General features: G+C 41.1%; 12 protein-coding genes. 1 reads left to right on the top strand and 11 read right to left on the bottom strand.

Annotation, left to right across the window (positions count from 1 at the left end; genetic code table 11):
• The first annotated feature begins 71 nt into the window (after positions 1–71).
• Entirely contained in the window at positions 72–959 is an 888-nt protein-coding gene (locus WC526_01230; protein MFA5061751.1) for a hypothetical protein, read from the top strand.
• 27 nt (positions 960–986) lie between these two features.
• On the opposite strand, the gene miaB is transcribed toward WC526_01230, so the two are convergent.
• The 11 genes from miaB to WC526_01175 all read right to left on the bottom strand — a co-directional run bounded on the left by miaB (position 987) and on the right by WC526_01175 (position 12,585).
• Positions 987–2,273: a tRNA (N6-isopentenyl adenosine(37)-C2)-methylthiotransferase MiaB gene (gene miaB, locus WC526_01225; GenBank protein MFA5061750.1), complete on the bottom strand. Its 1,287-nt coding sequence runs from the start codon at positions 2,271–2,273 to the stop codon at positions 987–989.
• Positions 2,273–2,839, bottom strand: coding sequence for a hypothetical protein (locus WC526_01220; protein ID MFA5061749.1), 567 nt, complete (start codon positions 2,837–2,839; stop codon positions 2,273–2,275). Before WC526_01220 ends, miaB begins: the two co-directional genes overlap by 1 nt.
• A gap of 94 nt (positions 2,840–2,933) precedes the next feature.
• On the bottom strand, positions 2,934–3,371 hold the full coding sequence (locus tag WC526_01215; protein ID MFA5061748.1) for a hypothetical protein: 438 nt from the start codon (positions 3,369–3,371) through the stop codon (positions 2,934–2,936).
• 79 nt (positions 3,372–3,450) lie between these two features.
• Positions 3,451–5,241 carry a threonine--tRNA ligase gene (gene thrS, locus WC526_01210; protein ID MFA5061747.1) on the bottom strand — a complete coding sequence of 597 codons (1,791 nt, stop codon included), beginning with the start codon at positions 5,239–5,241 and terminating at the stop codon, positions 3,451–3,453.
• Positions 5,242–5,254: 13 nt separating this feature from the next.
• The gene (locus WC526_01205; GenBank protein ID MFA5061746.1) at positions 5,255–6,403 is read right to left on the bottom strand and encodes a hypothetical protein; all 1,149 of its coding nucleotides are present in this window, start codon (positions 6,401–6,403) and stop codon (positions 5,255–5,257) included.
• Positions 6,404–6,449: 46 nt separating this feature from the next.
• On the bottom strand, positions 6,450–7,091 hold the full coding sequence (locus WC526_01200) for a L,D-transpeptidase (GenBank protein MFA5061745.1): 642 nt from the start codon (positions 7,089–7,091) through the stop codon (positions 6,450–6,452).
• A 6-nt stretch (positions 7,092–7,097) separates the two neighbouring features.
• The gene (locus WC526_01195) at positions 7,098–7,949 is read right to left on the bottom strand and encodes an MBL fold metallo-hydrolase (protein ID MFA5061744.1); all 852 of its coding nucleotides are present in this window, start codon (positions 7,947–7,949) and stop codon (positions 7,098–7,100) included.
• A 16-nt stretch (positions 7,950–7,965) separates the two neighbouring features.
• On the bottom strand, positions 7,966–8,577 hold the full coding sequence (locus WC526_01190; GenBank protein MFA5061743.1) for a class I SAM-dependent methyltransferase: 612 nt from the start codon (positions 8,575–8,577) through the stop codon (positions 7,966–7,968).
• On the bottom strand, positions 8,534–9,853 hold the full coding sequence (locus WC526_01185) for a ComEC/Rec2 family competence protein (protein MFA5061742.1): 1,320 nt from the start codon (positions 9,851–9,853) through the stop codon (positions 8,534–8,536). The genes WC526_01190 and WC526_01185 overlap by 44 nt, the downstream gene beginning before the upstream one ends.
• Positions 9,854–9,856: 3 nt before the next feature.
• Entirely contained in the window at positions 9,857–10,261 is a 405-nt protein-coding gene (locus WC526_01180) for a hypothetical protein (GenBank protein MFA5061741.1), read from the bottom strand.
• 5 nt (positions 10,262–10,266) lie between these two features.
• Positions 10,267–12,585, bottom strand: coding sequence for a class I tRNA ligase family protein (locus WC526_01175; protein ID MFA5061740.1), 2,319 nt, complete (start codon positions 12,583–12,585; stop codon positions 10,267–10,269).
• Positions 12,586–12,733: the final 148 nt, after the last annotated feature.

The following is a 12,733-nucleotide window of genomic DNA, read 5'->3' as shown; positions in this document are numbered from 1 at the left end:
TTTAAACATTCTAGCAGTTTTAATGGAAATAAGCAAAAATTGATTACAATTTATTAACATAAAATTTATATATGGAAAATCAAGATTTCATAAAAGATTTTAATATAGGAACTAATGGATTATTTTTGAATCTCACTCCTTTAAAAGATTGCAAATTTGGCTTTAGTATAATTAGAAAAATGGGTTCAGACGATTGGGGATCAATATTCTATATTTACATCAGTAATGAAAATGTACTGAAGGATGGCAACATTAAACCCCTATCCATAAGGGTTAGCTATGGAAAACTTAAAGAAGATGACAAAGGATCTTACATATCATTGAGTAACCAAGATAAAATAAAAAAAGTTACTGGCCCGATAGATTTTACTTCAAATGATGAGTATTTTTATGATGTTATCTTGAACAAATTTTATAAAAAAAATAAAGAAATAACAGCAAATATGTTACTCGACGAGCTATACTTGCTTCATACAAAACCAACCATGCCACTAAAGGGTTTTAAACTTAGGTTAAAATTATTATTTTGGAGGGTAATTATAACCGATATTATAAAATTTATATCTGACTGCTTTCAATGGTTACTACTTATAATATCTGGAACCAAATTCACTGATATTTGGTCAAGGATTATGAAGAATGATAAAATTTATAACTCGCCCGAAAGTAATAACCAATTCGGTGAGCCAGAAAAATGGGATCTACTTGGTTTTAAAGCTCCATTCTGGCCAATAGCATTCTTCTGCATATTACATTTTATTCTTTATATAATATTCTGGAAGATGGATTATAAACCAAATTTTATAATCACGATACTTAAAAATAATTTTTTAACCTTAATATATACTATCTCGTTTCTTGCATTATTAGACAGGGTATTGCCCAAAACATTAAAATTCTTAATAAACAAGACTTCAAATTTATATTTAAAAATATCTCTCAAAAGTATCAAACTTTAGTGTACCCTCTACCAAATAATATTCTAATTAAACTAGCACTCCTCTCAACACCCACATCTCCGGCCTGGTGATTTTAACATCAATAATCTGGCCAATTAAATCTTCATTGCCCGGAAACTGAACCAGTTTCATCTCGCTGGAATTTCCGCTACATACCCCCTCTTCGCACGAATCAACCAAAACCGAAACTGTCTGATTTAAATATTTTTGATTTTTCCGATAAACAATTTCTTCCATCAAATCCTGAACCGCGCGCCAACGGCGCTTTTTTTCTTCCTGGAGCACATCATCTTTAAACGCCTTGGCCGCGGCTGTTCCGCTTCTTGAACTATACATGGCGTGATAGGAAATATCAAAATCGCATTGTTTATATAAATCCAAAGTGTTTTGGAATTGTTCTTCGGTTTCTCCGCAAAAGCCAACGATCAAATCAGTGCCCAAAGCGATTTCCGGCCGAGCGGCGCGAATTTTTTTCACCAAATTAATATAATCTTCACGCGTATATTTGCGATTCATTTTTCTTAAAATCTCATTATCCCCGCTTTGCGCTGGTAAATGCAAATAATTCATTTGCTTGGGCAATTTTAAGGCCTCAATCTGACGATCGTTAAAATACTGCGGATCCGGAGCCGTCCAATTTATTCGTTCAATCCCGCTAATTTTATTCACATCCTCCAGCAAATCAACAAAGTCATAATCTCCATCTTTATAATTATTTACGGTCTGACCCAGCAGAGTTACCTCTTTACAGCCATCCACAGCCGCGGTCTTAATCTCATTTAAAATATCTTTAGCCGGCCTGTTCTTTTCCCGGCCACGCGCATAAGGCACTACGCAATAGGTACAAAAATTATTACAGCCGGTAGCAATCGTAATAAACGCCTTGGCTTTATTTTCTCTCACCGGATTAATCAAAAGATAGTCGCTTAAACCCTTGGCTGGCGCAATCAAATCCGGATTTAATCCCCTGATCCATTTCGGCAACATCACCATTTCTTCAATGCCAAAAAATAAATCCGCTCCCGGAATTTTTTCTTTCAGCTTTCCGTCCTTGTCTCTGCCCGGCATACAGCCGGTAACGCCGATAATCAAATTCGGTTTGGCCGACCGTAATTTTTGCCATTCCCTCACCAAGCCAAACACCCTGTCTTCCGCATGCTGGCGGACACTGCAGGTATTTATAAACAACAAATCGGCCTGTTCCGGCCGAATTGTGTTTTGTAAACCAAGGGAATTTAACAGAGCCGAAAGACGCTCGGAGTCATTTTTATTCATCTGACAGCCGAAGGTTGTGATGTGATAAAAACCGGACATTAATTTTTTCCTTCGTTAGCCATCTCGTTGATTCTGTCGGTTATCAAACCGTCAATATTTTGACGGGCCCGGCTCATAAGTTCATTGATGGCGTCTTCACCTTCTTTAAGCGCGTATTCCTTTCCGGTTTCAAATCCCGCACTGGCGTCAAAAATTTTCTTTTGGTTTTTAACACCGGTGCTATAATTTTCTAAAGCTTTTTTCACCTGCGCCCTCAAGGTATCATCTCTCATCAAAATACTTCTATCAACTTTGTCATGTTCTAATTCTGTTCTTTTCAGATAACAGAAACCGTCTAACATTTTTAAAACATCCAAATCATCAACATCGCCATTTTCAATTATGGTGCCTAAAACTCCATTTATTGCTTTATCTCCTTCCGCCTCCAATTTGTCAGCCAAAGTTTCAATTTCCTCACGAACCATATTTCTTGCTGTTGCCTGTTTTTCTTCCTTCATCTGGGCTTTAAGTTTTCTGGCGGCCTCTCTATGAGGTACGGTTACTTCAGCATTTTTAGCGCGAAATTGTCTGGCTTTTGCCGCTCTTGCTGATGCTTCGCTTAACATATGATATAAAATTAAATTTTAGTAAATATATTATACCAATCCGAGTCCAAGTAGTAAAGGCGCCCGGAGAGGAGTGAAGATGAGCGCCCAGATGCTAGTTGCGGGAACCGCACTGAAAGCGATACTCTTTCTCCTCTCCGAACACAACCTCCTTGATTCTGTCGGTAAACAGTGCGTCTAAAGGATCTACTTCCTTCAGCCAGACCATCACCGAGCCGGTGAAATCCTGGTCGCCAAGGCGGAAATCTTCCCCCACGTCACTGGCGTTCAGCGGGTAGATTTCGGTCTGAAACGACCTGGAATTGACGATGAGCGTCCGAACCTTGGCGAAGATTTGCTCATCCACCTCGTAGGCCCCCTCGCACCCCGGCTTGGGGACGAAGAATAGCCTAAGCTGTCTCTCGGTCGCACGGTACGCGACCTTTAAGAGACGATAAGTCGCGTAGAAAGCCATCAAACTCATGACCCGTGTCATCCGAGAGGCCTCCTTTCTGACCTGCCTTTCTCTGGCAGGAACCACATACTTTAGCATAAAAAAGACAATTGGTCAAGGGTAAACCTGGGGATAAAAAAACACCCGGTAATGGGTGCTTTTTTCTTTTTATTAAAAGCTACTTTCTTTTACTTATTTCATCAGCTACTTTTTTAACAAATTCATCCTTTGACATCTTCACTTGCTCCTTCTGTCCTCTCACTCTAATCATCCAATCCTCCCCGCCCAACTCTTTATCACCCACCACCACAATATATGGGATCTTCCGTTCCACGGCCTTGCGCACTTTATTGCCAATCGTTTCATTGGCATCATCAATTTCTACGCGAATTCCGACTTCAAACAATTCTTTGGCCAACTTTTTTGCACCGTCAACATGTTTTTCTGAAACCGGCGCCAGCAAAACCTGAACCGGAGACAGCCAAACCGGCCAACTGCCGGCATAGTGCTCTATTAAAAACGCCATGAATCTTTCATGAGTGGAAAGTGGAGCGCGATGAATCACAAAGACCTCATTATTCTCTTTACCGGTCTCGTCCGTATAGGCCAAGCCAAATCTCTGCTTAGCAACAAAATCCAGCTGAATGGTTGACATGGTTTCTTCCCTGCCAATTACCGATTTTAATTGAACATCCACCTTCGGGCCATAAAATGCCGCTTCGTCGTCTATTTCAACATACTTAACTTTCATTTCATCCAAGACCTCCCTGATTATATTTTGAGCATATTCCCAATTGGCCGGCTCATTGATATATTTTTCCAAATGTTTTGGACTCCATTTTGATAATCTGAACCAATAGTCATTCATCCCAAAAATGTCAAAATATTTCATTGTCAGCTCCATCACGGCTTTAAATTCGGATTTGATTTGATCCTTGCGGCAATAAATATGAGCATCGTTCATGGCCAATCCGCGCACCCGAAGCAGTCCAGCCAGAGTTCCGGACAATTCATTCCTATAAACAGTACCATACTCGGCAATTCTGATTGGCAAGTCCCTATAGCTGCGCATTTCGTGCCGGTAAATCAAATGGTGATGCGGACAATTCATACCTCTTAAATAATACACACCGTCATCCATTGTCATGGCCGGATACATGCTGTCTTTGTAATATGGCAAGTGTTTGGAAGTTAAATACAATTCCTCTTTGGCCATGTGCGGAGTCACCACGCGCACGTATCCGCCTTTGTTTTCCTCTTCCACCGCCAATTTTTCAATTTCATTTCTAATAATTGTTCCATTCGGCTGCCACATGATCAAGCCCTTGCCGACTAAATCATCAATAAAAAATAATTTCTGTTCCTGACCAATCTTTCTGTGATCTCTTTTCTCCGCCTCCTCCATCATGTGTAAATACTCTTCAAGCTCGGATGTTTTGGCAAAACAAACGCCGTAAATTCTTTGTAGTTGCGGATTTTCATTTTTACCGCGCCAATAAGCCCCGGCCAATTTGGTGATTTTAAATGCGCCGATTTCCTTGCTGGACTTGATGTGCGGTCCGCGGCACAAATCAACAAACTCCCCAGTTTTATACAAAGAAACATTTTTTACATCCATATCTTTCATTTCTTCAACGTCTTTCAGGTTGGTGGTGCCGTGCTTTTTTAAATCCTGCAAAAGCTCAACCTTATAATCCTGTTTTTCTTTTTTGAAAAATTTAATCGCTTCATCAAGAGACATCTCCTGGCGTTCAAATTTTAGATCTTTTTTGGCCAATTCCCCGGCTTTGGCTTCAATCTTTTCCAAATCAGCTTCACCGATTGGCTTCTTAAAATCTATATCATAATAAAAGCCGTTTTCCACCACCGGCCCGACGCCGAACTTTGCGTCCGGATAAAGCTCATAAACAGCCGCCGCCACCAAATGAGCGCAGCTATGCCTCATGATTTCCAATTTTTCATTATTCATATAATTAATCAAACTACTGTACGCTCTTTACAACCACCTTTATCTTATCCGACACGCTCGGCGCGCTGCCCATCCAAGACGGTGAAAATTGCGCGTCCACCCCTACCACGTGCGGTAAACTCAAAACATATCTCTCAATATCATCTTTATTTTTTCCAAAAAAATTACTGACTGACAGACGATCGGCATTGGCATCCAAAGTGACTAAAACATCCTGATACACGGAAAACCGGGCGACATTCTTTTTGACGTCGTAATCAACCAATGAGACCTGTGGATCTTTGCTGGCCGACAGGATTCTCTCGGTCGTGACATCAATTTTATCCTTGATGGATTTTTCCACCAGCGTTTGCAAAGATGTTCTGTTGTAATAAACCACTGCCACACTACTGGTGCCGGACAAAGTAAATTCACTTACTTCGTCGCCGGCCTTATGATCGGCTTTAACATTTTTATCAATTACCGAGACCAATTTTGCGTCATAAGCATTATACGGACTGTTCCCCAGGGCTTCGCTAACCGCCTTGGCAACTTTATCATCATAATCCTTGGCAGCTGTTTTTAAATCATTATCGGTTAGAATCCCAACTTTCTTCACTCCGCCGCTCATGGCTGAAGTACTCTTGGCATAAATTGACTTCTGCCTGTCCGCGGATAAACCCGGAACGGTAAAGGTGCTCGGCCCGATATCGCCGCTGGCGCCGGCTTGATCAGCATAAACATCAGCTGTCACGGAGCCGCCCGCGGGAACCAGAACGCGTTCTGATAATCTAAATAATACGCCGGCAGAAGTCAAGAGGCGGGTGGTCTTTACCAGTGTTTGAGAAATATTTGATTCATTGTATATTATGGCTTTACCCGTGGCCACGCCATCTGACACGTCACTGCCGGTTGGAAAATATTTTTCACTCCAGGAAAAAACCGTAGTTGTGACAATACCGGGAATAGACAAGCTGCTATTATCTGAACCGATATCAACATTTAAACTGATATTCTTGTTGTCATTTTTAGCCACAATCACCACCGTGGCGCTTTTAGAGGTAAAAAAAATAATAATTCCTAAAAGAGCGAGGGTGATAACTAAAAAAGAAATGGCAATGGTGCGATAAAAACGTACCGGCGGCTCCGGCGCCACTTTAGTTGTTACTCTGTGAGTGATCATAGAGAAAATGCGATTTTAGAACGTCTATATTATACCATAAAAGGAACTATTTTGCTAAAGCAACGCTTGCTAAGGGTGTTTTTCCATATATCTTAACTGCATCGCCAGCATCTACAAAAGCATAAAGTTTTTGGGCATTTTTATAGGCAATATTCACACAGCCATGGCTCATCGGCCTGATGCCAAACTGATTATGCCAATAAGCGCCATGCAAGAAAAAATGCCTCTTAAATTCCATATTCCACTTGGTATTGGGCAGATTATAACCCGGACCAATATAATCTATAATCATTACTTTGCGCATTACCTTAAAATCTCCGACTGGCGTGGGCATTCTTGGCAAGCCCGTAGAAACCGGCATTGAACCAATTTTGACGTCATTCAAATAATAATACAACTGCTGTTTTGACAAATCAACTTCAACTTTGCGCGGCATGCTCCGGTCTTTATTACCCACCAAAGGATTAAACCCGTTATATACCTCATTACCATCTTTAAAGCCATCACTGTCGGTATCAGGATTTTGCAGATCAGTACCTAAGGCAACCTCCAAGGTATCTGCCAAACCATCATTGTCAAAATCAACCGTTACCGGTGTAGTTGAGGTGCTGGCGGCAAAAACAAGCCGACTGGGTAAAAAAACCAACGTGGATACAAAAATTATACAAATGACATTTTTAATTTTCATATACCTCTAGTACTTAAATATATCACCAATCTCGTCAGTGCGCAACACCTTTATTTTGGCCCGTTCCAGCTTTTTTAATACCCGAAAAGACGGATGGCCAAAGGTGTTCTGACCAACCGACACAATAGTTTCTCTGGGATTTGTGGCGCTTAGCAGTTTCTGGCCGGTAGAACTATCACTGCCATGATGGCCGACTTTTAAAATATCGGCTTTAAGCGCTGGACAATCACGCGGGGTTGATGAACAATACTTTTGTTCAAGCGCGTCTTCAAGCGGAACCTCCATATCGCCGGTAAATAAAAATTTTTCATTGTCATTAATCAGGCGAAAAACAATTGAAGCATTGTTCCCTTCTGCATCCTTGGCAGACAAAGCGAGCGAGCTGTCCGGATTTAAAAACCCCAAAGTTGAACTACCAATCACCCATTCTTCCGGCCCGGTCATAATTTTTATCTTTGCTCCCTCCTGTTTTTCTTTTTGGTCAAAATATCGCCAATAAGGGTCCGTTTCTTTTTTTGTGCTATTGGTAATAATTTTTTTAACATCATATCTGTCCAAAACATCAGCACAACCCCCGTAATGGTCGGCATCCGGATGAGAAATTAATAAAAAATCTATGGTTTTGTCATAAAACGGCAGAACCGCACCGAGTTTGGCTAAAATTTTTCTGTCCGGACCGCAATCAACCAACATTTTTTGACCGTTATTAAATTTAATCAAAGCCGCGTCGCCTTGGCCGATGTTGAAAAAAGTGACGCTGAATTTTGGATTGGATCGGGAAAGTTTTATATAAAAAAACAAGACCAAAATCATTATCAGGATAACAAACAAAAACAAAATAACCCTCCTTTTTGTCATAAGCCAATGAAGTAAACTATTTCCTTGCTACTATAATTTGGTTTATCCAAACATCATCCCCTTGTGTTATAAAAGTTTCCTTTTCTATCTTAAATGCCAGCGATTCCAGAATTTCCCTGATTTTTTCCGGCCGGTGATAAAAGGATTCTATTATAATTTCTCCCTGCTTGGTCTTAACCAGGGGCGGGTCTGTCTGGTTGATATTGGTGACAACAAAAATACCGTCATCTTTTAAAACCCGATAGACCTCATCAAAAAATCTCCTCGGATCTTTTAAATGCACAATTAAAAAGGCCGCCACCGCGATATCAAAGGAACTATCTTTAAACGGCAAATTTTCCGCATCCCCGATTTTGGTGACTATTTTTTTATGTTTGCGTTTAATCATTTCCAGCATCTTTCCGGAAATATCTAAAGCCGTGACCTCGGCTCCCCTATTGGCCAGGTAAACCGCCAAGCGGCCGGTGCCGGCGCCGACATCCAAGACCTTTTTATTGGTCACATCGCCAAGCATCGGCAAAATTTTGCCTTGTTCAAAACTGTTTAAATATTTTTCCTTTTCATCGTAATAATCGGCTGCTAAATTATACCCCTCTGCGGACGACAGCACTTTTATTTTTTTTGACATAAATATAAATAATTAAAATGTAGAGCAAAACCATGGCCCAAAACGGAATTTGTATATCAATGGCCGACCACGATTGATTGCCAAACCAATTAACTACCATTATAACATAATTCAACCCCAATCCGGCTATCCACGCCGCCACCTGTCCTAAAGGAAAAACCACAAAACTTATGACCAAAGAAACAAACCCAAAAAGCATCAGCCAGGGTATTATCCATAAAATTAAGATATTTACCAGCGGAGCCACTATGGATAACCGGCCGAACTGAAACAAAATCAAAGGCAGGGTAGCAATAATGGCCGCCAAAGTGGTGGAGAGATTCTCCAGAATAAATTCAGGAATTTTTAATCTTGTCAGATATGAATTAACTATCGGCGATAAGTAGATCAAACCCAATGTGGCTAAAAATGACAACTGAAAACCGGCATCCCAAATCAAAACATAAGGGTTTAAGGCGGACATGAGCGCGGCGGTAAATACCAACGTGTTACCTATCTGCGCCGGCCGGCCCAAATATTGGCTCAATAAAACAATTATCCCCATAATTGCCGCCCGCACCACCGAAGCCGAGGCGCCGGTAAAAATCACAAATAAAATTATTCCAAAAACGGCCACCCAAAAGGCCTGCTGTCTGTATAATCCAATCAAAATCAAAATAGACATCAGGAAACTGACAATAATACTGATATTAAACCCTGACACGGCGATAATGTGAGTCACACCGGTGCGGCTAAAATTATCGGAAAGTTCTTTAGGCAGGCCGCTTTTACTGCCATATAATAATCCGGCCATAAAACTGCTGTCTGGTTCGGGCCACAACTGATTTAACTGCTTATTTATTTTTGCTTTAAACCATAATATCTTTTTCATTAAAATTGAACCGCCGGTGCCGGTTGAAACTGATAAAATTTTTGGCCTATTGCATATTGACCACACCCCTTGCGCGATCAAATATGTTTTGGTGTCTTGCAAAATACATTTTACTTGCAATTCATCCCCGTAATTATACTGCGGGTAAAGAGGCGCGGATAACAGAACTTTTCCTGTTTTTGTCTTTAAAATATATTGCGTATTACTTAGGCCAATATTCGGTTCACTGGAAACATAGCCAGTGAGTTCCATTTGACTGCCGTTATAATAATTTATATTTTTGGGCGAGTCGGGCGGCTTTACGTCAAAAGTAAAAATACCAACCCCAATAATAAAACAAAGGCAAAATATAAAAAACATTTTGCTTTTGGAATCAGCAATTTTCTTTAACCCCTCCTGTAACATAAATTAATTAACTCTCTTTAAATCTTTTAGATCAATGTGTCCTTCCGGAAAATATATTATTCCGTGAAATTTTTTATCTTTGCCGGTAAATCGCGGTTCAACCGGCACTTCCGGATTAGTCACTTCAAATATCACTCTTTCCTTATCTGTGCTATATGAATATGGATCAATATTCAAGGTCCCCACTAAAATTGAAAATTTTGGTATCCATGATTTCTTTGCGGAAAGCGAACCTTCCTTTAAAACATTTTCCAAAAATCTCTTTGGCACTGAAATTTTTGGCTTAACCCCGCCCGCCAGTAATTTATTAATGTAGTCCTTAGCTTCTGCCTGGTCGGATATCCCTAAGGATAAATCTTTTCTATTTTCACCTGGAATAGATTCTACTGAACCCATTTCTGTATTCATAATAATTACACAACTATACTAATTAACTTGCCTTTGACGTAAATAACTTTTTTAGGTTTCTTTCCTTCCAGCCATTTTTGCACTTTCTCGCTGGCTAAGGCGGTTTGTTTTGCCTCCGCTTCGGAGATTCCGGCATCAACTAAAATTGCATCCCGCAATTTTCCGTTCACCTGCACGGCCAAAGTAAATTCACTGTCTTTGGCCAGTGCCGCATTGAATTTTGGCCATGGTTCAAAAGCCAAATCGGATTTATTTCCCAAAAGTTCCCAAATCTCATTGGCCAGATGCGGAGCAAACGGTGATAATAATTTTATTAAAATTTCATAATCCGATTTTGACACCGCCTGACGATCAACCATTTCATTTACCAGTTCCATCATCTTGGCGATGGCCGTGTTAAATCTCATGCCGTCAATGTCTTCGGAAACTTTGGCAATGGTTTGATGAAGCAAAGCCACCAGTTTGGGCGATGACTCGGCGCTTAATTTTTCCTGCATCTGCCAAACCTTTTCCAAAAATCTTTGCACACCCACCAGGCCGTTGGTGTCCCACTCAACCGCCTGATCAAAAGGACCCATAAACATTATGTACGCGCGCAAGGTGTCGGCGCTGAACTGTTCAACCATCTCATCCGGGTTAATCACATTGCCTTTTGATTTGGACATTTTTTCGCCGCCTTTGGCTAAAATCAAACCGTGCGAAGTGCGTTTCTTATACGGCTCGCTGGCGGGTACTTCGCCGATATCGTATAAAAACTGATTCCAAAACCTTGAATACAATAAATGCAAAACCACGTGTTCCATGCCCCCGTTATACCAATCAACCGGCATCCAATATCTCAATTTATCTGCCGCCGCAAATGTTTGGTCGTTGTGCGGATCGCAATATCTTAAAAAATACCAACTGGAACCGGCCCAATTGGGCATGGTGTCGGTTTCCCGGCGCGCCGGACCGCCGCACTTTGGGCATTTGGTGTTCACCCATTTTTCCATGGCCGCGAGCGGCGACTCGCCCGTGTCAGTGGGTTCGTATTTTTTTACTTTAGGAAGCTCTAGTGGGAGCTGATCTTCGGGAAGTGGAATCCAACCGCCGCAATGTTCACAATAAACCAATGGGATCGGCTCGCCCCAATACCTTTGTCGGGAAAAAACCCAGTCGCGAAGTTTATAATTAACAACGGCCTTGCCAACACCTTTCTCTTCAAGCCATTTCATTATTTTTTCCATATTTTCGGGAACCATCTCTCTGATTTCCAACTTAAACTTTTCCGCAAATTCTCTATCTCTTTCATCGTGCGCCGGCACGGCCATAATGGCGCCGGTACCATAGCTGGTCAAAACATAATCAGCCACCCAAACCGGAATCTCTTCATTATTAACAGGGTTAATCGCCTTTATGCCCTGCAGTTCAACCCCAGTTTTCTCTTTTTGCAATTCAGTACGTTCCAGATCGGATTTTCTTTTGGCCTCTTCAAGATATTTTTCCACTTTATTCCAATTTTTTATTTCCGGTTTCAGTTTCTGCACCAACTCATGCTCCGGCGACAAAACCATATAGGTCGCGCCAAACAAAGTGTCCGGCCGGGTGGTAAAAACTTTTATCTTTTCTTTATGTTTTTTTAAACTGAAATCCACTTCCGCGCCTTCGCTCCGGCCAATCCAATTTTCCTGTTGAATTTTTGCGCGTTCAATATAATCAACATCCTTCAAACCGGCCAACAATTTATCCGCGTATTTTCTGATGGCCAGCATCCACTGCTCTTTATCCCTTTTTTCAACCGGCGTACCGCACCGCTCGCACTTGCCGTCAACCACTTCTTCATTAGCCAGACCGATTTTGTCTTTCGGACACCAATTGATAGCTATTTTCTTTTTATAAGCCAAGCCGTGTTTAAAAAATTGTAAAAATTGCCACTGCGTCCATTTATAATATTCTGGATCAGAGGTATTAATCACGCGCGACCAATCAAAACTGTAGCCCAGCATTTTTAACTGGCGCGTAAAATTGGCAATATTTTTTTCAGTTACCTCCTGCGGCGCTTTCCCGGTCTTTATGGCATAATTTTCCGTCGGCAAACCAAATGAATCAAAACCGATCGGATACAAAACATTAAAACCTTCCATTCTCTTTTTGCGCGCAATCACATCCATGGCCGTAAATGGCCGCGGATGGCCGACATGCAAACCCTCTCCGCTCGGATACGGAAACTCAATCAAGGCATAAAATTTATTCTTGGCTTTTTCTTCAGCAACCTCAAAGGTCTTGTTTTCTTCCCAAAACTTCTGCCATTTTTTCTCAATTTTCTTAGGATTATATTTTTGCATAATACTGTAGAGCCAATATTCATTTTACCTAATCCTATGGAAAAAATCAAACTATAACAAAAGGGGCATCAGTTATCTTTTCGCTTTCCTCGCCGCGAGGCTCAGGGTGAGCGCTGCGGCGCTCAAACCCGCTCAAAGACAACTGATG

It is taken from the genome of Patescibacteria group bacterium (assembly GCA_041649475.1).
Classification (GTDB): domain Bacteria; phylum Patescibacteriota; class Patescibacteriia; order Magasanikbacterales; family GWA2-37-8; genus JBAZNA01.
This window is presented reverse-complemented; position numbering and strand designations above follow the sequence as displayed.